Source organism: Janthinobacterium sp. 1L-D-8-B-C4 (assembly GCF_057291295.1).
Genome location: NZ_JBXAVX010000007.1, coordinates 74054 through 97622 on the forward strand (window position 1 = coordinate 74054; position 23569 = coordinate 97622).

Consider the following 23569-nt stretch of genomic DNA (forward strand, 5'->3'; position numbering starts at 1 on the left):
GCTGGCTGCAACTCGGCCCCCACGGTGAATACCTTGGCCGAGAGGCTGTGGCATGGGAGCTGATATTAGCGCTATGACCGATCAGAACGACAAGCACTTGACGAAGTGCTGGTCAGGTTGAAGATGGCCTGCATGATATTTTCGCAGTTCTGCACGCACGCACATGCTTGTATTGATGCTGCATCTGATGCAAAATAACATCAGATAAAGAATCAGGGAGCAGCCATGAGAACCACCGTGACGATTGATGACGACCTTTATAACAAGGCCCTGGAAATGGCCGATCCAGCCATGGACAAGGCAGATCTTTTTCGCGAAGCGATCAAGACCTTCGTGCGCGTGCAGGCCGCCAAGCGATTGGCTGCGCTGGGCTCGGCAACGCCGGATATGCCTGACGTACCTCGGCGCCAGACGGAGCATGTCTGATGAGTGGCGTACTGGTCGATACTTCGGTATGGGTAGACCACTTTCGTAACCGAAACTTAGTGCTTGAGACATTGCTGCAGCAGGATCAGGCATTGACGCATCCGATGGTTATCGGAGAGCTCGCCTGCGGCACGCCTCCTGCGCCACGGACCCAAACGCTGGGCGATCTTGATTTGCTGCCGGTGGCACAGCAAGCGGGCTTGCGCGAAACGATGGCGTTTATCGAGCGCGAGTCCTTGTATGGCATGGGCTGCGGGCTGATTGATCTGGTGCTGTTGGCATCGACCTTGATGACGCCGGGGGCAACCTTATGGACTATGGACAAGCGCCTGGCCGAACTGGCGCGCCGTTACGGGGTGCTGTACCGCGTGCCGGTGCATTAAGGTATCTCAAATAAAGAACAACATGACAACCGAACTGAAAATCGAAGACCTCATCATCGGCACCGGCAAGGCCGCCGAGCGCGGCGCCCTCATTACCGCCCACTACCGCGGCTGGCTGGAAGACGGCACCGAGTTCGATTCCTCGCACCAGCGCGGCGAGCCATTCAAGTGCGTGCTGAGCAATAACAAGGTGATACAGGGCTGGATACTGGGCCTGAAGGACATGCAGGTCGGCGGCACGCGCAAGCTGTGGGTACCGGCGGAGCTGGCGTATGGCGAGCGGCAGGTGGGCTTGATACCGCCGCATGCGGATCTGACGTTCGAGATTGAATTGCTGGAAGTATTGACGCGTGACTAGTTAGTTGGGGCTGAACGATCCCGTCATTCCCGCGCGCGGCCCTTGTCCAGCAGCCGTTTGACTTCCTTGATCAGCTTGTCGATCGGCACCGGCTTCCTGAAAAAACTGTCATACGGAATCGTGGCATGGTCGCGCACGATGCCGGCGCTGCACAGGATGAAGGGGACCGCCTGCAGTTTCTCTTCTTCGCGCCAGGCACGGCACAGGTCGGCACCGTCCATCACCGGCATCATGAAATCCGAGACGACAATCGCCGGCTGCTCGAGTGCCGCTGCGGCCAGCGCCTCGCGGCCGTTGGCGGCGGCGCGCACGCGAAAACCGCTGTATTCGAACAGCATGGTGTAGGTCGACAAGATATCGAACTCGTCGTCGACGAGCAGGACCAGCTTGCTTTCCGGTTGGGTGTCCATTATCGCGGTTTGATCGATCATGGCCGCTCGCTATAGCGCGATATCCGGCACGACCGGACCGGCAATGGCCGCTTTTACCGTCATGCCGCTATCGCTGATGGACAGGACGTGGTTGGCCGCGTCGTAGCTGTTTTCGCGCAGTTTCAACACGCCGATCTGGCGCCGGTTGATGCCGTCGACGTCGACGAAGCGCAGCAGGATGATATTTTCAAACAACATCGATGCCGACATATCGCCATGCAACTGGTCCTGGCCGAAGTAGGGCAGTTCCTGCGTGAAGAAAGTGGTCACGTTGCTGCAGCGCAGTTCGTTCACAAACGCCGCCAGGAAAGAGCGCGAACGGCCATCGTGCACAATAATGTCGCGCAAGCCATCGATGCCGTCGACGAGTAGCCGCGTCACGGCGCGTTCGGCAATATTGCGCAGCACTTGCTGGGCCAGGCGGTCGACCAGCACTTCCAGCGGCGGATGCCAGATCACCTGCAGGGTGCCGTTGTCGTGGTAGGGTTGCAGGTCGATGCCGACGCTGGCGGCCTTTTCGATCAGCCGCGACGGCGATTCATAAAAGCCGGCGATCAGGCAGTGTTCGCCACGCAGCAGGCCTTCGTGGATAAAGTGCAGGCCCATCAGGGTCTTGCCCACGCCGGGATTGCCCAGCAGCGCCGTGGTCGAACCTTTGGCGATGCCGCCCAGTGTCAGTTCATCGATGCCCTGGATGCCGAAGCCCAGGCGCTGGCGCGAGATGCCGGGCGCGGCGCCCGAGGTCGAGCTGATCGCTTCGAGGCGCGGATACATCACCAGGCCGTCTTCGCCCACTTCGAATACATGGCGGCCCAGCAAGTGCTTGCTGCCACGCAACTTGAAGACCTTGATTTCGCGGACCAGCTGCAAGCCATGCTCGAACTGGCTCAGTTCGATCAAGCCGTCGACCAGGGTGTTTTCCGAATCGGCCACATTGCCTTCGGTCGGCGACAGCAGGAAGGTGGTGCACTGCATGGTCGAGACGAGCGAATTGAGCGAGAGCATGAATTCGGACAGCGCGACGTCGGACGGCTTGGCGTCGCGCACGGTGCGAAAACCGTCGATGATCATGATGTCGGGGCGTTGTTCGGCCAGGGTCGTGGCGATGGATTTCAGCAGTTCGCGCAGGCCGCCCTTGAGCAGGTCGGGATATGCGCCAATAAACAGGATGCGTTCGCCCACCAGGGTTTCGTCGAAGAATGAAAAGCTGCTCAGGTGATTGAGCATCTTGTCATGGGTTTCCGCGATCAGGGTCAGGATCAGCACCTTCTTGCCCTGGTGTGCGTGGTGAAAGCCGATCTGGCAGGCCAGGGTGGTCTTGCCGCTGCCGGCCAGGCCCTGGATCAGATACAGGCTGTGCGATGGGAAACCGCCGCCCAGGATGTGATCCATGCCGGCCACGCCGGTATTCAACAAGGGTATGCGCACTGCCGGGTTGGTTCTGGTGGTCATGTCAATCTCATCGTGGACTTCGGACCGGTCGAGGCGGTCCCGCTTACAGCGATCGCTGGCTGGTGGAGCGTTTAAAAAGGCAGGTAATCTATGCTGGCGATTATAGCAAGGTGGGCGCCGTGCAACTGCCGTTTCCGTACTGGACTCACACCATTGCCAGGTTTTTTAATGCCGTGGCAATCTGCTGCAGGCTGGCGACCTCGAAGGTGGGCACCGCCAGCGAGGTATTGGCCATTTGTTCCGGATTGAACCAGCAGCTGTCGATGCCAAAGCGGTTCGCGCCAAGAATATCGGCGTCGAGCCGGTCGCCGATAATGATGGCCTGGTCTTTGCTGACGGGCCGCGCCATCCGCATGGCATACTCGAAAAAGCGCACATCGGGCTTGGCGTGGCCGCACGCTTCCGAGGTTGCCATAAATGAGATGTGTTGCTGCAGTCCGGAACTGGCGATGCGGCGGTTCTGGATGGTTTCGACGCCGTTGGTGATGATGCCCACTTCGCCGACGGCGGCCAGGCTGGCGCACAGTTCGATCGCGCCATCGATCAGCACCACCGTGTCCGACAGCGATTCGAGGTAGATCCGGCTGGCCAGTTCAGGGTCCAGCACCAGGCCGGCGGCCAGGAAGGTCTGGCGGAAACGCTCGACTTTCAGGAAGTCCTTGGTGACGGTGCCTTGCTCGAAGGCGCGCCACAGCGCCACATTGATGGGCTGGTAGTGGCCAAACAGTGTTCCGGTGGCGCCGGCCACGCCCAGCGCGTGCATGGTGCGGACAAACGACAGGTTTTCGGAGGCCTTGAAGTCGAGCAAAGTATCGTCGAGGTCGAACAGGAAAAGAGTGTGCTTCATGGATGTGCATGGCAAGATTAATGGTGCATCCTAGCATGGACGGCTTTGGTGTTCAGGGCGCCGCCCACCAGTTCAGCAAGGTCTCGTCATCGTCGTCATCGAGGTTGGCGTAGATATTGGCGAAATACCATTCCACGCCGGTCGCCTCGCGGAAGGCGTCGAATGGGCCGTTGACGTGGTAGATGCCATGCCGGCCCGGCACGCTGAACGTCAGGTTGCCCTCGAATTGGCCATCCAGGGTGCCGCCCAGTTGTTGCTGTACCTCGCGTTCGAGCTTTGCCACCGCTTCGTCGGGCACCTGATCGGCATAGATCTGGATGCAGAAGTTGCCGCCGCGTGTCAGCACTTCGGCAGGCGCCCCGGGGTCCTTGATGCTGACGATGTCGCCGCGCGCCAGGTTCAGGGTCAGCCCTGGCGAGGACAGCAGTTCGTAGACATCGTCGTCGATCTGGCGCGCCGGCAGCGATTCGTAGACGGGGCCGTTTTCGTTCTCGCCGGCCAGTACGCGGATATGCGGCAGGTCCTCGCAGTTGTAGTCGTCCATGGTGCCTTTCGTGATTAAGGCCACGATTGTACAGGCGAAAAAAAGCACGCCGCAGCGTGCTTCAAGGGAGATGCGGGACGCAGAGATCAGTTGTAGGCGCTGATGCTGCTGCGAAATTGTTCGAAACCGGCGCGCGCTGCCTTGTAGCAATTGCCTGCAGCCACTTCCAGGCCGGCGCGGTCCAGCACCTCGACGGTGCCGCGGCGGTACTGGATCAGGCCTTCGTCCTGCAGCTTGCGGGCGGTGACGGTAATGCTTTCGCGGCGCACGCCCAGCATGTTGGCCATGGTGTCTTGTGTAACTTTCAATTCGTTCGACAGCGAGCGGTCCAGGCGGTCCAGCAACCAGCGGCACAGTTTCTGTTCGATGCTGCAGTGACGGCCGCCAACGACGTTCTGCGCCATCTGGGCAAACATGGCGCTGGTGTAGCGCATCAGCAATTGGGCCAGGGCGCCGCCTTCGTTGAAGACTTCACGCAGGAAAGCGGTTTTCAGGCGGTAACCGTAGCCGGCGCTTTGCACGACAGCGGTGCAGGTGGCGCGTTCGGCTTCATACAAGGTCACGCCTGCCACGCCTTCACGGCCGACCACGGCGATCTCGGTGGTGGCGCCGTCTTCCATCACATACAGCAGGGAAACGATGGCGTTGGTAGGGAAGTAGGTGTATTCGATCTTGTCGCCGAAATCGAACAGGTGCTTGCCGGCAGGCAGGGCCACCAGTTCAAGCTGGCAGAACAGGCGTTCCAGGTCGGTGCGCGACAGGGCGCGCAGCAGTTCGTTCTGCTGGGCGCCGGTGATGCTGATCATGGGCGAGGCGGGTGCTTTGGCGGGCGCTGTGCTCCAGTCGCGGTTGGCGGTGGTGCTGGTGACGGCTGGGGACAGGTTGCTATAAGCTTTGTACATGATATGGCCTCGTCTTCTGATCTTGTTGATTGGCGTTGTTACTGTTGTTTTGTATTCTGTGCTGCGTTGTGTTCTGCAATGACTCCACTATAGGACGAAGGTGCAGCCGGCGGCATCGGATGAGCCGACGCGCTTATGTAGGCTAGGAACATTGCCCCGTGTCATCCCATTCCTACGTCGCCTATTACGGACGTGGCAAGGCCGCCGCGTGCCGTGATGGCGCGCGGCTTGTGGCCTGCAGTGTGGCGTCGGGTTAAGCGTTGCGCTGCTGCCGCTGGTCCGGGGCGGGCTGGCGAGCTTGCCAGGCGCGCAGCTTTTCTTCGTAGGCGAGCCGCTGTTCCTGGTACATATCGAGGATGCAATACGTGCAGCCGCTGTTGCAGCACTCGTCATCGCCCGGCCTGACAGGCGCTTCTGGTGGTGGATCGTGTGGGATGGCAGGGCTGGACATGGTGGTGGAGAGAGACGTAATGGCCGTTATCATACTGTATGGGAAGGCATGGTTGCGGGGATGGTTTTTGCCGCAAAATCACGGTTTCCGTGTACAGTTGCGCTGAATTAGGGTATCGTTTACAGCACTGATATTGTATCTTCTGCGCGCGATGTTCCGCCGGCGCGATCTCCGCCGCCATCGTCCGCACACCTTCCTGACGCTCCCGCATTCGCCGCACAGCCTGCCTCGGAGCACAGAGGTGCCGCAAGAACAATCATCGGGCTTGCAAAACGTAGCTGCTGCGCCCTGAAATGTTGTTTATTGAGAAAGCATGGCTTCCGCAGTGCGGAGGCACACCAGAAAACTATGTCTGAAACCGAAACGACTCCTACGCCCGATCCGGCGATCGCCCCAGCCGCGGCGCCTGTCGCCGCCACCGAAGCACCTCCTGTTACCGCCACGCCTGCTGTCGATCCCGTTGTTACCTCCGCTGTTACTCCCGCTCCCGCCGTTGCCGCTGCTGCCTTCAGCTTTACCGATTTCGGCCTGGCACCCGAGATCCTGCGCGCGCTGACCGAGCAGGGCTATACACATCCGACACCGATCCAGGAGCAGGCCATTCCGGTGGTGCTGCAAGGGCGTGACGTGATGGGTGCCGCGCAGACCGGTACCGGCAAGACGGCCGGCTTCTCGCTGCCGATCATCCAGTTGCTGCTGGCGCACGCCAGCAGCAGCATGTCGCCGGCGCGCCACCCGGTGCGCGCGCTGATCCTGACCCCCACGCGCGAGCTGGCGGTGCAGGTCGCGGAAAACGTCAAGGCCTACGCCAAGCACACGCCGCTGCGCTCGACCGTGGTGTTTGGCGGCATGGACATGAAGCCGCAAACGGTGATTTTGCGCGGTGGCGTGGAAATCGTCATTGCCACGCCGGGCCGCCTGCTCGACCATATCGAGCAGAAGAACATCAGCCTGGGCCAGGTGCAGATGCTGGTGATGGACGAAGCCGACCGCATGCTCGACATGGGCTTCCTGCCGGACTTGCAGCGCATCATCAACTTGCTGCCGAAACAGCGCCAGAATCTGATGTTCTCGGCTACCTTCTCGCCGGAAATCAAGAAGCTGGCCGGGACCTTCCTCAACGATCCGCTGACGATCGAAGTGGCGCGCAGCAACCAGACTGCCGACAAGGTCACGCAAGTGGTCTATAAAGTACCGGAAGACCAGAAGCACGCCCTGGTGGCGCACCTGCTGCGCCAGCGCGACCTGAAACAGGTGATCGTGTTTTCGAATACCAAAATCGGCGCCTCGCGCCTGGCCCGCGTGCTGGAACAGGAAGGCATGAGCGCCACCGCGATCCACGGCGACAAGAGCCAGCAGGAACGCATGGCCGCGCTCGAGTCGTTCAAGAAGGGCGAGATCGACGTGCTGGTGGCAACCGACGTGGCCGCGCGCGGCCTCGATATTTCCGACTTGCCGTGCGTGATCAATTTCGACCTGCCGTACAACGCGGAAGACTATGTGCACCGCATCGGCCGTACCGGCCGCGCCGGCGCCTCGGGCGACGCGATTTCGATCTATTCCGATAAAGACGAGCGCCTGCTGGCCGATATTGAAAAACTGATCAAGCAAACCGTCAAGCGTGGCGACCTGGGCGGCTTCTCGCCAGCGCCGGCCCGTTCCGCTGACAGCGACCGCGAGCGTCGTCCGCCACGCCGCACCGAAGGCGATACGCGGCCACCGCGTTCGTCCGCCGACGCTGACGTGCGCTCGTCTGTCCGCCCGCCAGAGCGCCCTGGCCGCCCGGCCTTTGGCCCTGGCGCGCGCCGCGAGAAGGTCGATCCGTGGTTCCTCAAGCCGTACGAGCCGGCAAAAGCGGCGCCGGTGGCGGTCGTCAATACGCCGGTCAGCAAGCCGAAGCAAAAGCTGGCCGCGTTATTGGGCGGCTTGAGCAAATAGTATCCGCCCGGCCATCCGTTGCCGGGTTCCCCCTTGCGGCAGCCCCGCCTGCCGCATCCTTCCTTCCTGTCATCGTCAGGCGCTGATGCGCGAAGCTTGCGCCTGGCTGCCGATGTGTATAGAGCCTGAGATTATTTCATGAGTCAGCTTGTCTCTGGTGAAACGGGTGTGTTCGCCATTATCGTCACCTACCATGCCACGCCGGCCCATGTGCTGCGCCTGACCTCGTCTCTCGCTGGCCAGGTCGACACCATCATCGTGGTCGACAATGGCAGCGCCAATCTTGATGCTTTGCGCATCTGTGTCTCGCATGACCCGCGTATCACGCTGATTGCGCTGGAGCAGAATATGGGGATCGCATTTGCGCAAAATGCCGGCATCGACCATGCGCGCAAGGCTGGCGCGCGCTATCTGATTTATTTTGACCAGGACAGCGTAATTACCGACGAGTTTGTACAGCCATTGAAAGCGGCATTTGTCTCCTTGTCGGCAACACATAAAGTGGCCTTGGTCGCGCCTATTTTCAAGGATGAAAAAAAAGGCTTTTTTTATCCCTTGATATGGTTGAACCGGCATGGCTTGCGGCGAAAAATCATTCCTGTCGGCAATGAGACAGCGCCGATTTCCGTTTCCATCGCCATTTCATCGGGCACTTTTACCAGCATGGCGGTCATGGACCAGGTCGGTGGCATGCGCAGCGAATTCTTCATCGATTACGTGGATATCGAATGGTGCTTGCGGGCGGTGAATGCCGGCTATGCATTATTTGCCATTCCCGCCGTCTGCATGCTCCATTCGATCGGCGACAGTTCGATGCCGTTCCTGAAGTGGCGGCTGGTGATTCATTCGGAATGGCGGCGTTACTACCGCATCAGAAATGGCTTCTGGATGCTGCGCCTGCCGCATGTGCCGATGCTGCTCGCGTTGCGGGAGGTATTGATTAACATCGCGCATCAGGGCGTACTGCTGCTGACGCAGAAAAACAGGAAGCTGCAGCTGAAGCATTTCCTGCGCGGCGTGCGCGATGGCTTGCGCGGTATCGGGCCTGCCTGAGCCCCACGCAGCGCCCGGTCCTTGCGCGCGAGGCACTTTTTGCACCGATTTTAACTATGGATCTTGCTTTATGAGTAGTCAGAATTTTTCACTGTCGATCGTCAGTCATGGCCACCAGGCTTACATCGTGCCCTTGCTGCGGCAACTGGCGGCTATCGAGGGCGCTACCTTCGATGTGATCCTGACGCTCAATATCGTCGAAGCCCTGCCGATCGACCTTGATGCCCTGCCTTTCAAAGTGTATCTGATTGTAAATCCGTCACCGAAGGGTTTTGCCGCCAACCATAATGCTGCCTTCATGTTGTCTAATAGTGATCATTTTGTCGTCCTGAATCCTGACATACGGCTGATCGAGGATCCTTTCCCAGCGTTGCTGGCGATGGTGGAACAGTCGCCTGATTGCATTTGCGCCCCCCTGATCGTCAGCGGCGCCGGTGAGATCGAGGATAGCGCACGTAATTTCCCATCGCCGTATCTTCTCGTGCGCAAGCTGGCCGGACGCATCTTCAATTTGCGCCTGCCGCATGAAATCGTGCCGCAACAGGGCGCCATGCTGACTCCTGATTGGGCGGCAGGCATGTTTTTAGTGGTGCCGCGGCATATTTATACGGCACTGCGCGGGTTCAGCGAACGCTATTTTTTGTATTTCGAGGATGTCGATTTTTGTGCCCGCGCACGTTTGGCCGGCTTTCATGTCCTGGTCAATACCGAGATACGGGTGATACACGAAGCCCAGCGCGACAGTCACCGCAAGCTGCGGTTCCTGCTGTGGCATCTGGGCAGTGCAATGAAGTTTTTCGTGTCCGGTGTGTACTTGAAAATTCAGTTTGGCCGCTTCTTCAGGAAGCGATGATTGCAATATAAGGAGCGGGTGATGATACTGGTAACGGGAGGCGCGGGTTTTATCGGCGCAAATTTTGTCCTGGATTGGCTGGCGCAATCGGATGAAGCACTGATCAATCTGGACAGCCTGACCTACGCAGGCAATCTCGATACCCTGCGGACACTGGCCGGCGACCCGCGCCATGTGTTTGTGCATGGCGATATTGGCGATGCCGCGCTGATGGCAAAGTTGCTCGCGCAATACCAGCCGCGCGCCGTCGTCAACTTCGCCGCCGAAAGCCATGTCGATCGCTCGATCCATGGTCCTGGCGACTTCATTCAAACAAATATCGTCGGCACCTTCCATTTGCTCGAGGCCGTGCGCGCCTACTGGAGCACGCTCGAAGGCGATGCGCGCCAGCAGTTCCGCCTGCTGCATGTGTCGACCGACGAAGTCTACGGTTCACTAGCCAAAGACGAGCCCGCCTTTACCGAGACCCACCGCTACCAGCCGAACAGTCCTTATTCGGCCAGCAAGGCGGCCAGCGATCATCTGGTGCGCGCCTACCATCACACGTACGGGCTGCCAGTGCTGACCACCAATTGTTCGAATAATTACGGTCCCTATCATTTCCCCGAGAAGTTGATACCGTTGATGATCGTCAATGCCCTGGCAGGCAAAGCGCTGCCAGTATATGGCGATGGACAGCAGATCCGCGATTGGCTGTATGTGAAGGATCATTGCAGCGCGATTCGCCGCGTGCTGGACGCCGGTACCGTGGGCGAAGTGTATAACGTGGGCGGCTGGAACGAAAAACCGAATATCGAGATCGTGCAGACGATCTGTGCCCTGCTCGACGAACTGCGTCCGCGTGCCGACGGCAGTCCTTACAGCGCACAGATCAGCTATGTGGCCGACCGGCCCGGGCATGACCGCCGCTACGCGATCGACGCCAGCAAGTTGCAGCGCGAGCTGGGCTGGAAGCCAGCCGAAACATTCGATACGGGCATCCGCAAGACGGTGCAATGGTACCTTGCGCACCAGGACTGGGTAGCCAATGTGCAGTCGGGAGCTTATCAACACTGGGTGGCAAAAAACTATGGCGAGCGTACGGCATGAAAATTTTACTGTTGGGCAAGAATGGCCAGGTCGGCTGGGAACTGCAGCGCAGCCTGGCGCCCTTGGGCGAGGTGATTGCGCTGGGCAGCGACAGCGTGCAGTGGTGTGGCAATTTCCATGACCTGGCGGGCATCGAAGCCACGGTGCGGGCCATCGCGCCCGATGTGATCGTCAATGCGGCTGCCTACACGGCGGTCGACAAGGCCGAGACCGATGTGGACGCCTGCCGCACGGTCAACGCGCTGGCGCCCGGCGTGCTCGCCTCGGTGGCAGCTGACACCGGCGCCTTGCTGGTCCATTACTCGACCGACTATGTGTTTGACGGCAGTGGCGAAGCGCCGCGCGATGAAGCGGCACCCACCGGGCCCTTGAGCGTATACGGCAGCACCAAGCTGGCAGGCGAACAGGCGATTGTCCGCAGCGGCTGCCAGTACCTGATTTTCCGGACCAGCTGGGTGTACGCCGCGCGCGGCGGCAATTTTGCCAGGACCATGCTGCGCCTGGCCGGCGAGCGTGACCGATTGTCCGTGGTCGCCGACCAGATCGGCGCGCCGACTGGCGCCGACCTGATCGCCGATGTGACCGCGCACGCCATCGGCGCCACGCGCGCGCAGCCCGCACTGTGCGGCATCTATCACCTGGCGGCGGCTGGCGCGACCTCATGGCATGGCTATGCCCGCCATGTGATCGAGCTCGCACGCCAGGCTGGCGCAGCGATCAAAGTGGCCGATTCGGCGATCGCCGCCGTTGGCAGCGAAGCGTTTCCCACGCCTGCCGTGCGGCCGAAAAACTCCCGGCTCGATACGGCCAAACTGCGGTCGGCATTTGCGCTCGCGCTGCCCGAATGGCAGCATGGCGTGACGCGCATGCTCAGTGAAATTCTTGAAAAATAAAAGAGAAGATTTTTTTAATGAAGACCATTCCACTTGCGATTCCAGACGTGATTGTCATCGAGCCCACCGTGTTTGGTGATGACCGCGGCTTTTTCTTCGAGAGCCACAATCACGCCAAGTTCGAAGCGGCCATCGGTCGCCAGGTCAATTTTGTGCAGGATAACCATTCACGGTCGGAAAAAGGTGTCTTGCGCGGCCTGCATTACCAAATCCAGCAAGCGCAGGGGAAGCTGGTGCGTGTCGTGTCCGGGGCCGTGTTTGACGTGGCGGTCGACTTGCGCCGCAGTTCACCGACGTTTGGCCAGTGGGTGGGTGAAATCCTGAGTGGCGACAACAAGAAACAGCTATGGGTGCCGGCAGGGTTCGCCCACGGCTTCGTGGTGCTCAGCGACAGCGCCGAGTTCCTGTACAAGACCACCGATTATTGGGCGCCGCAATTCGAGCGCAGCATTGCGTGGAACGACAGCGATCTGAATATCGCATGGCCGCTTGAGTTCGCACCTGCATTGTCAGGAAAAGATGCGAATGGCATCGCGTTCAAGGCGGCCGAGGTTTTTTCCTGATGCAGAATTTTTCCGTTTCCCCGCGCGAGATGGCCGGCAGCCTGGTGCGTCATCGTGGTTTGATCAGAGCGCTGATTCAACGTGAGGTAGTCGGTCGCTACCGTGGTTCGGTCATGGGTATCCTGTGGTCATTTTTTAATCCGCTGTTGATGCTGGTGATCTATACCTTTGTCTTTTCAGTGGTCTTCAAATCGCGCTGGGGCAGCGGTGGCACGGAGAGCAAATCCGACTTCGCCGTCATCTTGTTCGTCGGCATGATCGCGCACGGGCTGTTTGCCGAATGCGTCAACCGGGCGCCCGGCTTGATCCTGTCAAATGTGAACTACGTCAAGAAAGTCATTTTTCCATTGGAAGTGCTGCCCTGGGTCGCGCTGGGGTCGGCCGTCTTCCATACCTTGATCAGCCTCGGTGTGCTGTTGCTGGTGCAACTGGTACTGGCGCACCAGATGGTCTGGACGGCCCTGCTGTTTCCCTTCATTCTTTTGCCGTTGATCCTCATTACAATGGGCTTCAGCTGGTTTCTCGCTTCCTTGGGCGTCTACATGCGCGATATTGGCCAGTTGATGGGCATGTTTACCTCGATCCTGTTTTTCCTCTCGCCGATTGTTTATCCGGTATCGAGTTTGCCAGCGAAATACCAGGGCTGGATGCAGTTCAATCCGCTCGCCTTCACGATTGAAGAAGGGCGTAATAGTTTAATTTTTGGAAAAGCGCCAGATCTGCTGCATTGGAGCTTGATGATGCTGGCCGGCCTGCTGGTCGCTTTCGCCGGCTTTGCCTGGTTCCAGAAGACACGGAAAGGATTTGCCGATGTCCTTTGATGCTCAGATACCGGCAGTGGACAACGATGTTGTCATTAGCGTCAAGAATCTGTCGAAGTGCTATCAAATTTACAATCAGCCGCATGACCGGCTGAAAGAATCGCTGTATCCCCGCTTGCAGCGCCTGTTGGGCAAGCCAGTGAAGCAGTATTTTCGCGAGTTCTGGGCCTTGAAACATGTCTCGTTCGAGGTCAGGCGTGGCGAGACGGTCGCCATTATTGGCCGCAACGGCTCAGGCAAGTCCACCTTGTTGCAGCTCATCTGCGGCACCCTGGACAGCACCGGAGGCAGCGTCACGACCAGAGGGCGCGTTGCCGCCTTGCTGGAACTGGGTGCAGGTTTCAATCCAGAATTTACCGGGCGCGAAAATGTCTACATGAGCGGTACCATTCTCGGCTTGCGCAAGGAAGAAATCGATCAGCGTTTCGACGACATCGCGGCGTTTGCGGAGATCGGCGATTTTATCGAGCAGCCCGTCAAAGTGTATTCCAGCGGCATGTTCGTACGCCTGGCCTTTGCCGTGATCGCCCACGTCGATGCTGACATCCTGATCATTGATGAAGCGCTGGCCGTCGGGGACGCGGTGTTTACCCAGAAATGCATGCGCTATATCCGCGACTTCCAGAAGCGCGGCACCTTGCTGTTTGTCAGCCATGACATGGGTTCAGTACAGAATTTATGCCAGAACGGCATCTGGCTCGCGCACGGCGAATCCAAAATGGTGGGCACTTCCCAGGAGGTATCGGAAGCCTATCTGCAGCATACCTTGCAAGAAACTTATGGCAAAGATGCCAAACTGAGCGCGGTGGAGCGCAAGCCGGCTAAATCGGCCCTGATCGAGACCAAGCGCCTGCTCGACTACGAGGCGCGGGTGACGGTGAAAGACAATATCGAGCAGGCGAAAGGCTGGCAGACGGGCGTGATGGAAATGCTGGGCGTGACGCTGCAGCGACTCGACTCGGATGCGCAGGGCGCCTTCCAGGGCGGTGAGCGGGTCTGCCTGACGGTGCGTGCGAAAGCCCACCAGGATTTGCCCCAGCCGATCCTGGGCTTTACTGTGCGTGATCGTCTTGGGCAAGAACTGTTCGGCGAAAACACCCTGCCCTTTACCGACTTGCAGGCCAGCCCGGTTGCGGCAGGCCAGGCGTTTTCCGCCGAATTTACATTTGTGCTGCCGATGTTGCCGAATGGCGAATACGCGGTCATGGCCTCTGCCGCCACCGGTACCTTGTATGACAATATCCAGCACCACTTTTTGCACGATATCCTGGTGTTGACGGTGAGTTCCAGCAAGATCCGCTGGGGCCTGGTGGGCATTCCTTTTGAACATGTCGTCTTAAAAGTTGCGAATGAATAATAAATCCTTACGAGAGATGTACCTCGAGCATCACGGGAAAGTATCGGACAAATGGAGTCTGTACTTGCGTGAGTATGACCGTATCTTCGGACCGTACCGCGCGCAAAAAGTTTCCTTGCTGGAAATCGGCATCCAGAACGGCGGCTCGATGGAAATCTGGCCCCGCTATTTTCCCGATGCGGAAAAATTCATTGGCTGCGATATCGATCCGGAATGTGCTCGCCTGCGCTATGACGATCCGCGCGTGGTGGTGGTGACGGCTGACGCCAACCTGGATCAGACTGAACAGTACATCATTGCGCAGGCATCCGCCTTTGACATCATTATTGATGACGGCTCGCATCGTTCGTCCGATATCGTCAAGTCGTTCGTGCGCTATTTTCCATATCTGAAACAAGGCGGCGTATTTGTCGCCGAGGACTTGCATTGCAGCTACTGGTCCGAATTCGAAGGTGGCCTGGTCGACCCCACGTCGTCGATCCGCTTTTTCCAGCTGCTGGCCGATATCGTCAATTATGAACACTGGGGCGTTGCGCGTGCGCGCGCCGATTTGCTGGCGATGTTCGAGCAGCAGTACCAGGTGCGTTTTGATGAAACCCTGCTGAGCCAGATTCACTCCATCGAATTCATCAATTCGATCTGTGTGATTCACAAGGCGCCGGCGCAGGACAATGTGCTCGGCGAGCGTCTGATTGTCGGCGAAGAAGAACTGGTCGCCTCCAATGTCAAGGAGTATCACGGCAGCCATGCGACGGCCCTGGACCAGACGCACAATGTGTTGTCATATTTGCCGCCATCGGCGCCGTCAATGCGGTCGGCAATGACACAGCAGATGGCGTTGCAACGGACGGCTCACCTGGACGCCGTTGGCTATCTGCAGCAAATGGTGGTGTTGCGGACAGCGGCCGAGCAGGCCCAGCGCTATGCCGAGGAAGTCGAATTTTCCCGTCAGGCCCTGGCACGACAACTGGCTGCCAGCCATGGCCAGTCAGCGGCCTTGCAAGAGCAGTTGAGCCAGTTGCAGTTGGCGTCGGATGATACTCATGCACAATTGATCGATGCGCAGGCACAGTTGATCGATGCGCAGGCACAGTTGAGCGATACGCGCGTTCAAATCGGCGACGCCCGGCTTGTTGCGGCGCTGGAACTGCAGCAGGCGCTGGCCGAGCGCGAGAAACAGCTGGCCGCCGCGAACCAGGCGCTAGCCGAGCAGAACATTCATGTCGGTAACCTGGAATATCAGCGTAACTTCCTGAACGGCGAAGTGTCCCGCCTGACCCAGGAAGCCTCGAGTTTCGGCGCCCGCTTGGGACGACGCATCACGGGTTTGCGGGGCAAGCTGGCGCCCATGCAGAGCCGTCGCGGCAAGCTGGTGACGCTGGGTGTGCGCTTTGTTACCAAGGTGGCCGTCGCCGGCCCGAAAGAGGCAAGCCGGATTGCGTTGATGCGCCTGCGTTCCATGGGAACTGCCAAGACAGCGCAGTACCAGCATGCCGGCGATGGTGGTGCTGATGAGCAAGGCAATGCACCGCGCGCGAAAACCGATCATCCGCAACTGGAAGCATGGATTGCCAAGCACGAACCGGATCAGGCCGCGCTGCAGGCGCAGGTGCTGGAATCGGCCGGATTTAGCTACCGCCCCCTGATCAGCGTGATCATTCCCATTTATAAGGTCCCGCGTGATGTGCTGGCTGAAACCTTGTCCTGCCTGCGTGAGCAGACGTATGGCAACTGGGAAGGCTGCATCGTCTGGGCCGATTCGCAGGACCTCGAAGGCTGGCAATGGTTGCAGGACTATGTCCGCGATGAGCCGCGCTTCAAGATCGAATACCTGCAGGAAAACGCGGGTATTTCCGGTAACTCGAACGCGGCCCTGGCGTTGGCCGAAGGTGAATATGCCGCCTTGCTTGACCATGACGACACCCTGACGCCATGGGCATTTTATGAGGTGGCCAAGTTGCTGCAGACGGCGCCGGAAACCGACTTCATTTATTCGGACAAAGATTCGATGTCGGCCGATGGACATGTGCGCCTGAATGCCTTGTTCAAGCCGGAATGGAGTCCCGAGATGATGCACTCGGTAAACTACTTGACGCATTTGAATGTGATGCGCACGCATCTGATCCGTGACATCGGTGGCTGGCACAAGGAAACCGATGGCGCCCAGGATTGGGATATTTTCTTCCGCGTCATCGAGCAGGCGCGCCATGTGGCACGCATTGCGTCCATCCTGTATCACTGGCGTATCTTGCCCACCTCGACGGCGACTGGCCTTGCCGCCAAGCCGTACGCGGCGCTGGGCCAGTTGCGGGTACAGCAGAATTATTTCCGCCGCAAAGGCTTGTCCGCCACGGCGATGCCGACGCGCGACGGCTTGTTCCATATCCACTGGCCAACCAAGACCTGCGCCAACGAGGCTGTCATCTATCAAAGCGGAACCGCAGAGCAGCTGCTGGCGGCGCTGAATGTGCTGCGATGCAATCACCTTGCCCAGCTCGCCAAGATCCATGTGCTGTATCGCGCGGCCGATGCCGAGCAGATCGGCAAGGCCTGCCAAGGATGGGACGGGCGGTTTGTCTTGAATGCCGTCGATGCACCCGACTGGCGCCAGGCGCTACACGTATTTGACGATATCGACGGAGACCAAGTGGTGGTATTGCTCGATGGCCGCGCCTGCGATTATTCCGAGACCTTGCTCACCGAACTGACCGCGTGGGTGGAACAGCACGGCGAAATTGCCTGGACCAGCGCGATTGTCTTGAATCCAGACAATACCGTCTACGAGGCGGGCCGTGTGGTCGGCGCCGACCACCGGTCCGCTCCGATGTTCCATGGCAGCCCGCTGTACTCGTTTGGATGGTTCGGCGGTCCATTGTGGTATCGCAACAGCCGTGCGGCTTCGCCGTACGCGATGGCAATGAGGGCGGGTAATATGCGCAGCGCGTTGGCCAAGGTCAACGATGCCGTATTGCCAGCCGATGGTTTTGCCCGCTTCTGCCTGGAACTGACGGCAACTGGACAGCGTGGCCTGGTCAATCCTTTTGCCAAGGTATTCTTCAAACAGGCGCCAGAAACGCAATGGCCAAATGATGGCGCGCCATACCATGACGATCCGTATTTCAACCCCGCTTTTGATCAAGTAAGTCCGCTCAGGTTGCACTCATGAAAAAAGTAATCAAATCCGTTGTTCGAAAAGTAGCCAAACGTGTGCTGGGCACGGAGGTCATCCTCAATGACTCCACTTGGGCCGGCTACACGCGCGATGCGCTGCAACTGGCACGCATCATCGATTGTGCGCCAGAACATTTGCGCACGCCGCAACAACATCCCGAGCGTATCGCTGCGCGTGTCCAGGACCGTATCTGCAACTGGTATCTGCCGCAATTCGACAGCCCGTTCTATGGTGGCGTAATGACTATCCTGCGCCTGGCCGAAAGCCTGCAGCGCCTGCAGGGCATGCGACAGCGTTTCCTGATTTGTGGCGATGCCAGTGCCAGCGAGATGAAGGCGAAAGTGGTCAGCGCCTTCCCCTCGCTCGAACAAGCTGACGTGATCGTGCTCAATTCCGCCAAGGCCATCAACGATATTCCTGTCGCCGACTATTCGGTCGCCACGTTGTGGACCACGGCGTATGTCTTGCTGGGCGTGCAAAACACGGGTTATAAGTTTTATATGATCCAGGATTTCGAACCGGCTTTCTATCCTGCTGGCAGCACCTACGCGCAAACCGAGCTAACCTACCAGTTCGGTTTCTATGGCATCTGCAACACGCAGACGCTCAAGGAAATCTATGAGCGCGACTATGGCGGCTGCGCCGTGATCCTCCAGCCCAGCATCGACCAGACCGTTTTTTATCCGCCCAAGGTCGAGCGTCCGGCAGGTCCGAAAAGGCTGTTTTATTATGCCCGTCCGGGAACGCCGCGCAATGGCTTCGAACTTGCCGCTGCCGCCCTGACGCGCTTGAAGCAGGAGCAGGGCGATCGCGCGGAGATCATTTGCGCGGGTACCGGCTGGAATCCGGAGCAATATGGCCTGGGTGGCATGGTGACCAGCGTGGGCATGTTGCCTTACGCGGCAACCGGCGATCTGTACCGCAGCTGCCATGTGGGGTTCGTGATGATGATGACGAAGCATCCCTCGTATCTGCCGTTTGAATTGATGGCCTGCGGTTCCACCGTCGTCACCAACTACAACGAAGCCAATACCTGGCTGCTGAAGGATGGTCAGAACTGTTTCCTGGCGCCGCCAACGGCGTCGAATATCGCCGCCACGCTCGCTTACGCGCTCGATCATTACGAAGAAACGGCAGCGATACGCCAGAATGCCGCGCACCATATTCAACATACCTTGTCGAACTGGGACGCCAGCCTGGGGGCCGTGGCCGAGTTCATGTTGAATCCCCCCGTGGCATTCCAGGGCAGGACACCATTCGGCCTGCGCTTTGCCGCCGCGAAGCCTGCCGCATCATGATGGCACTTCCCTGGCCGGCTTGGCTAGGCATGCTTGACATATGCCATGCAAGGCGCTAACAGGGAACGACCATAGCGGCGGTAGTGCAAGCGACAGGATGCACACCGCTCCACTGCGGCCGGACGATTATTTGCCGTGGCAATGCGGGCAAGACACTTCGTACACATACTCGGGCGCCAGTTGCTGGCGCGGCGTGACGACGGCGCGGCACACAAAACACTGCACCGTTTCGGTTGGTTCGAGCTTCGGGTTCAGGGCGGTGCGGTAGTCGAACACGAAGCAGTCGCCGGTGTAATGCTCGCCGCCCACCTCTTCAAAATACTTCAAAATCCCGCCATCGAGCTGGTACACGCTGTCGTAGCCGATTTCCTTCATGTGGATGGCGGCTTTTTCGCAGCGGATGCCGCCGGTGCAGAAGGTCACCACGGTCTTGCCTTCGAGTTCCTCCTTGTGCGCGGCGGCGACTGCCGGAAACTCGGTGAACTTGTCGATACGATAATCGAGCGTGTTGTTGAAGGTGCCAACGTCCACTTCAAAAGCGTTGCGCGTTTCCATCATCACCACCGGTTTGCCGGCGTCGTCGACGCCGGCATCCAACCAGCGCTTGAGTGTGCGCGCGTCGACTGACGGCGCGCGACCCAGTTCCGGCTTGATCAAGGGCATGCGCATGGTGATGATTTCTTTTTTCAGTTTCACCAGCATGCGCTTGTGCGATTGCTCGTTCGACAGGCTTTCTTTCCACTCCAGGTCCGCCAGCCGTTCGTCGCTGTGCACCCAGGCGAGAAAAGCGTCGATATGCGCGCGCGTGCCCGACAAAAACATATTGATGCCTTCTGGCGTGAGCAAAATCGTCCCCTTCAGCGCCAAAGCCAGGCATTGCTCCTGGTACAGCGGACGCATGGCTTCCGTATCATCGAGGGTGATGAATTTATAGGCTGCAATATTGACAAAAGAGTCGGCTGGCGCGGCCACTACGGGGCTGGCGACGGCGGAAACGGCGGGGGTGGCTTGTATATCGGAATGCATGATGGCGATCGGATTGGACTGGACAGCCGATATTATAAGCCCGCCGGGCCGGGCGGCATACCCGGTCCAAGGCCGTGACGCGGTAGAATAGACCCCATTGAATTTTGCACGATGGGTACACAAAGATGGAAATGGTAATGCAAGAGGCCGCTACTGCGGCAGTGGCGCGTCCTGCTGCGCAGGGCCCTGGATTTGTGCACTTGCGCGTGCACTCGGAGTACTCGATCGTCGACGGCCTGGTGCGCATCGACGACGTGGTGGGTGCCGCCGCCAAGGACAAGCAGGCGGCGCTGGCTGTGACCGACCTGTCGAACCTGTTCGGCATGGTGAAGTTCTACAAGGCCGCGCGCGGCAAGGGCATCAAGCCCGTGGTCGGCGTCGATGTGTGGATTACCAACGAAGATAACCGTGAAAAACCGTCGCGCCTGCTGTTGCTGGCCAAGAACCGCATGGGCTATCTGCAGCTGTGCGAATTGCTGTCGACCGCCTGGCTGACCAACCAGTACAAGGGCCGCGCCGAAGTGCGCATCGAATGGCTGCAGGCGCTGGCCACCAATACCTACGAGCTGTACCCTGGCGAAAGCGCGGCCAATGGCCTGATCGTGTTGTCGGGCGCGCATTTTGGCGATGTTGGCATCGCGATTGAAAACGGCAACCTGGCGTTGGCAGAACGCAACGCCCAGCGCTGGGCCGATATTTTTCCTGGCCATTTTTATATCGAAATCCAGCGCGGCGGCCAGGCCAACCAGGAAGCGCAGGTGCGCCATGCGGTGGCGCTGGCGTCCAAGCTGGGCTTGCCGGTGGTGGCCACGCACCCGGTGCAATTCATTTCGCCCGAAGAATTCATCGCCCACGAAGCGCGTACCTGTATCGCCGAGGGCGAGATGCTGGCCAACGCCAAGCGCGTGAAACGCTTCAATGACAGCCAGCGTTTCATGTCGCAGGCCGAAATGGCCGAACTGTTCGCCGACCTGCCGGCCGCGCTGGCCAACTCGGTCGAGATCGCCAAACGCTGCAACCTGACCTTGGTCCTGGGCAAGCCACAGCTGCCGAATTTCCCCACGCCACCGGGCATGACGATCGACGAATTCCTGGTGGCCGAATCGCAGGCGGGCCTGGAAAAGCGGCTGCTGCAGCTGTATCCGAATCCGGAAAAACGCGAGAAAGAGCGCCCGCGTTACGAGGCGCGGCTGAAGTTCGAGACCGATACGATTTGCAACATGAAGTTCCCCGGCTACTTTCTGATCGTGGCCGAATTCATCCAGTGGGCCAAGGAAAACGGCGTGCCGGTCGGCCCGGGCCGCGGTTCTGGCGCGGGTTCCCTGGTGGCGTATTCGCTCTTGATTACCGACCTTGACCCGCTGCAATACAACCTGCTGTTCGAGCGCTTTCTGAACCCCGAACGCGTCTCGATGCCCGACTTCGATATCGACTTTTGCCAGGAAGGGCGCGACCGCGTGATCCAGCACGTCAAGGATTTGTACGGCAAGGAGGCGGTCTCGCAGATCGCCACCTTCGGTACCATGGCGGCCAAGGGCGCGATCCGCGATGTTGGTCGCGTGATGGACTTCGGCTATAACTTCTGCGACGGCATCTCCAAGCTGATTCCGTTCAAGCCGGGCAAACCGGTCAGCATCGCCGACGCCATCGAAGAGGAACCGCTGCTCAAGGAGCGCCAGGAAAACGAGGAAGAGGTCAAGCAGCTGCTCGACCTGGCGCAGCAGGTTGAAGGCATTACCCGCAATATCGGCATGCACGCCGGTGGCGTGCTGATCGCGCCGGGCAAGCTGACCGACTTTTGTCCGCTGTACACGCAGGGCGGCGATTCGGGCGTGGTGTCGCAGTACGACAAGGACGATGTCGAGGCCGTCGGCCTGGTCAAGTTCGACTTTTTGGGGCTGACCACGCTGACGATTCTCGACCGCGCGGTGCGCTATATCAAGCAGCTCGATCCGGCGCAGGCCGATTTTGACCTGGCGACCTTGCCGCTGAACGACAAGGCCTCGTACGACCTGCTGACCAAGGCCAAGACGGTGGCCGTGTTCCAGCTCGAGTCGCGCGGCATGCAGGGCATGCTGAAAGACGCGCGTCCCGACCGTTTCGAAGACATTATCGCGCTGGTGGCCTTGTACCGTCCGGGCCCGATGGACCTGATTCCCGACTTTTGCAAGCGCAAGCACGGCGAACGCTTCGACTACCCCGATCCGCGCACCGAATCGATTCTGTCCGAAACCTACGGCATCATGGTGTACCAGGAGCAGGTAATGCAGATGGCGCAGATCGTCGGCGGCTACTCGCTCGGTGGCGCCGACATGCTGCGCCGCGCGATGGGCAAGAAGAAGGCCGAAGAGATGGCCGAGCACCGCGAGATCTTCCGCGCCGGTGCGGCGAAAGACGGCCTGACGGCCGAAAAAGCCGACGAGATCTTCGACTTGATGGAAAAGTTCGCCGGCTACGGTTTCAATAAATCGCACGCCGCCGCCTACGCCTTGCTGTCGTATCACACGGCCTACCTGAAGCAGCACCACACGGCCGCCTTCATGGCCGCCAACTTGTCGCTGGCGATGGACGACACCGACAAGATCAAGATCCTGGTGGAAGACTCGCTGGAAATCTGCAAGCTGACCTTGTTGCCGCCCGATATCAACGAATCCGATTACCGCTTCACGCCGAGCGGCGCAGCGCCGTCGGTGAGCGGCAAGAAAGTCACGCAGATCCGCTATGGCCTGGGCGCGGTGAAAGGCTCGGGCCAGAATGCGATCGAGGCCATCATTGCCGCGCGCACGGCCGGCGGGCCGTTTGTCAGCCTGTTCGATTTCTGCAAACGGGTCGACAAGAAACAGATCAACCGCCGCACCATCGAGTCCCTGATCCGCAGCGGCGCGTTCGACTGCCTGAAGGTCGACCGCGCGATCTTGCTGGCGTCGGTGGCGTTCGCCATGGAATGCGCCGACCAGGCCGCCAAGGCGGCCAATCAGGTCAGCCTGTTCGGCGGCGACGACAGCGACATGGTGGCACCGCCCGAGTACGTCAAGGCGCAGCCGTGGACCGACAAGCAGCGCCTGACGGAAGAAAAGATCGCGCTGGGCTTCTATTTGTCCGGCCATCTGTTCGATTCGTATGCGCCCGAAGCGCGCCGCTTTGCCCGCACCAAATTGTCGGACCTGTCGCCGTCGCGCGAGCCGCGCATGATGGCCGGCGTGATTACGGGCTTGCGCACGCAGATGACGCAGCGCGGCAAGATCGTTATCGTCACCCTCGATGACAAAAGCGCCACGGTGGAGGTGACGGTGTACAGCGAATTGTTCGAGCAGAACAAGAAAATCTTCAAGGAAGACGAATTTTTGGCCGTGGTGGGCAAGGTTTCGGAAGACCGTTTTTCGGGCGGCTTGCGCATCATGGCCGAGAGCGCTTTCGACATTATCTCGGCGCGCGTGCAATATGGCCGTCAGCTGGGCCTGACCCTGCCCACTACCCTGGACGCGCGCCGCATCCGCGATGTGCTGATGCCGTTCCGTGCCGAATCAGGCTTGCCGATCGCGGCCAAGGTCAGCCCGCAGGGCGTCAGTTGCGTGTTGCAGTTTGGCGATGAGTGGAAAGTTGCGCCGTCGGACGAATTGCAGACGGCGCTGGTGCAGCAGCTGGGGGCGCAGGAAGTGGAAGTGGAATACTGAACACACTGCGCCTTGCAACAGCCAGACCGTCGAGGTCT

21 protein-coding genes are annotated in these 23569 nt (G+C 59.5%); 14 read left to right on the plus strand and 7 right to left on the minus strand.

Going from position 1 to position 23569, the window contains the following annotated elements:
• Positions 1-225: 225 nt before the first annotated feature.
• Genes AC0Z42_RS13940 through AC0Z42_RS13950 form a run of 3 tightly spaced genes read left to right on the plus strand, consistent with a single transcriptional unit; the run spans position 226 to position 1167 of the window.
• Complete coding sequence (locus AC0Z42_RS13940; RefSeq protein WP_485468810.1) at positions 226-426, plus strand: type II toxin-antitoxin system VapB family antitoxin; 201 nt, start codon at positions 226-228, stop codon at positions 424-426.
• Positions 426-809: a type II toxin-antitoxin system VapC family toxin gene (locus tag AC0Z42_RS13945; protein WP_485468811.1), complete on the plus strand. Its 384-nt coding sequence runs from the start codon at positions 426-428 to the stop codon at positions 807-809. The genes AC0Z42_RS13940 and AC0Z42_RS13945 overlap by 1 nt, the downstream gene beginning before the upstream one ends.
• A gap of 22 nt (positions 810-831) precedes the next feature.
• Positions 832-1167, plus strand: coding sequence for an FKBP-type peptidyl-prolyl cis-trans isomerase (locus AC0Z42_RS13950; RefSeq protein ID WP_485468812.1), 336 nt, complete (start codon positions 832-834; stop codon positions 1165-1167).
• A 23-nt stretch (positions 1168-1190) separates the two neighbouring features.
• Here the strand turns inward: AC0Z42_RS13950 and AC0Z42_RS13955 are convergent, their stop codons facing one another.
• From AC0Z42_RS13955 to AC0Z42_RS13980, 6 genes are all read right to left on the minus strand, one after another.
• Positions 1191-1598: a response regulator gene (locus AC0Z42_RS13955; RefSeq protein ID WP_485468813.1), complete on the minus strand. Its 408-nt coding sequence runs from the start codon at positions 1596-1598 to the stop codon at positions 1191-1193.
• Positions 1599-1607: 9 nt separating this feature from the next.
• Positions 1608-3050 (minus strand): ATPase domain-containing protein, encoded by a 1443-nt coding sequence (locus AC0Z42_RS13960; protein WP_485468814.1) that lies wholly within the window; start codon positions 3048-3050, stop codon positions 1608-1610.
• 145 nt (positions 3051-3195) lie between these two features.
• Positions 3196-3897: a YjjG family noncanonical pyrimidine nucleotidase gene (locus AC0Z42_RS13965; protein WP_485468815.1), complete on the minus strand. Its 702-nt coding sequence runs from the start codon at positions 3895-3897 to the stop codon at positions 3196-3198.
• 52 nt (positions 3898-3949) lie between these two features.
• Positions 3950-4441, minus strand: coding sequence for a DUF4265 domain-containing protein (locus AC0Z42_RS13970; RefSeq protein WP_485468816.1), 492 nt, complete (start codon positions 4439-4441; stop codon positions 3950-3952).
• An 86-nt stretch (positions 4442-4527) separates the two neighbouring features.
• Complete coding sequence (locus AC0Z42_RS13975; RefSeq protein WP_485468817.1) at positions 4528-5343, minus strand: Crp/Fnr family transcriptional regulator; 816 nt, start codon at positions 5341-5343, stop codon at positions 4528-4530.
• 253 nt (positions 5344-5596) lie between these two features.
• A complete protein-coding gene (locus AC0Z42_RS13980) occupies positions 5597-5794 on the minus strand; it encodes an oxidoreductase-like domain-containing protein (RefSeq protein ID WP_485468818.1) in 198 nt (65 codons plus the stop codon).
• Positions 5795-6142: 348 nt separating this feature from the next.
• On the opposite strand from AC0Z42_RS13980, the gene AC0Z42_RS13985 reads away from it, so the two are divergent.
• From AC0Z42_RS13985 to AC0Z42_RS14030, 10 genes are all read left to right on the plus strand, one after another.
• Positions 6143-7732 (plus strand): DEAD/DEAH box helicase, encoded by a 1590-nt coding sequence (locus tag AC0Z42_RS13985; RefSeq protein ID WP_485468819.1) that lies wholly within the window; start codon positions 6143-6145, stop codon positions 7730-7732.
• Between the two features lie 138 nt (positions 7733-7870).
• Entirely contained in the window at positions 7871-8785 is a 915-nt protein-coding gene (locus tag AC0Z42_RS13990) for a glycosyltransferase family 2 protein (protein WP_485468820.1), read from the plus strand.
• A 70-nt stretch (positions 8786-8855) separates the two neighbouring features.
• Positions 8856-9638 carry a glycosyltransferase family protein gene (locus AC0Z42_RS13995; RefSeq protein WP_485468821.1) on the plus strand — a complete coding sequence of 261 codons (783 nt, stop codon included), beginning with the start codon at positions 8856-8858 and terminating at the stop codon, positions 9636-9638.
• Positions 9639-9659: 21 nt separating this feature from the next.
• Positions 9660-10727 (plus strand): dTDP-glucose 4,6-dehydratase, encoded by a 1068-nt coding sequence (gene rfbB, locus AC0Z42_RS14000; RefSeq protein WP_485468822.1) that lies wholly within the window; start codon positions 9660-9662, stop codon positions 10725-10727.
• Positions 10724-11620, plus strand: coding sequence for a dTDP-4-dehydrorhamnose reductase (gene rfbD, locus AC0Z42_RS14005; protein ID WP_485468823.1), 897 nt, complete (start codon positions 10724-10726; stop codon positions 11618-11620). Before rfbB ends, rfbD begins: the two co-directional genes overlap by 4 nt.
• 17 nt (positions 11621-11637) lie before the next feature.
• Complete coding sequence (rfbC, locus tag AC0Z42_RS14010) at positions 11638-12183, plus strand: dTDP-4-dehydrorhamnose 3,5-epimerase (protein WP_485468824.1); 546 nt, start codon at positions 11638-11640, stop codon at positions 12181-12183.
• Positions 12183-13004 (plus strand): ABC transporter permease, encoded by an 822-nt coding sequence (locus tag AC0Z42_RS14015; RefSeq protein ID WP_485468825.1) that lies wholly within the window; start codon positions 12183-12185, stop codon positions 13002-13004. The genes rfbC and AC0Z42_RS14015 overlap by 1 nt, the downstream gene beginning before the upstream one ends.
• The gene (locus AC0Z42_RS14020; protein ID WP_485468826.1) at positions 12994-14361 is read left to right on the plus strand and encodes an ABC transporter ATP-binding protein; all 1368 of its coding nucleotides are present in this window, start codon (positions 12994-12996) and stop codon (positions 14359-14361) included. Before AC0Z42_RS14015 ends, AC0Z42_RS14020 begins: the two co-directional genes overlap by 11 nt.
• A gap of 64 nt (positions 14362-14425) precedes the next feature.
• The gene (locus AC0Z42_RS14025) at positions 14426-17527 is read left to right on the plus strand and encodes a glycosyltransferase (protein WP_485468827.1); all 3102 of its coding nucleotides are present in this window, start codon (positions 14426-14428) and stop codon (positions 17525-17527) included.
• Positions 17524-18831, plus strand: coding sequence for a glycosyltransferase family 4 protein (locus AC0Z42_RS14030; RefSeq protein ID WP_485468828.1), 1308 nt, complete (start codon positions 17524-17526; stop codon positions 18829-18831). Before AC0Z42_RS14025 ends, AC0Z42_RS14030 begins: the two co-directional genes overlap by 4 nt.
• 126 nt (positions 18832-18957) lie before the next feature.
• Here AC0Z42_RS14030 and AC0Z42_RS14035 read toward each other — a convergent pair whose 3' ends face one another.
• Positions 18958-19857 (minus strand): sulfurtransferase, encoded by a 900-nt coding sequence (locus AC0Z42_RS14035; protein WP_485468829.1) that lies wholly within the window; start codon positions 19855-19857, stop codon positions 18958-18960.
• Positions 19858-19982: 125 nt separating this feature from the next.
• On the opposite strand from AC0Z42_RS14035, the gene dnaE reads away from it, so the two are divergent.
• Positions 19983-23531, plus strand: a complete 3549-nt coding sequence (dnaE, locus tag AC0Z42_RS14040) for a DNA polymerase III subunit alpha (protein ID WP_485468830.1) — start codon at positions 19983-19985, stop codon at positions 23529-23531.
• Positions 23532-23569 lie beyond the last annotated feature (38 nt).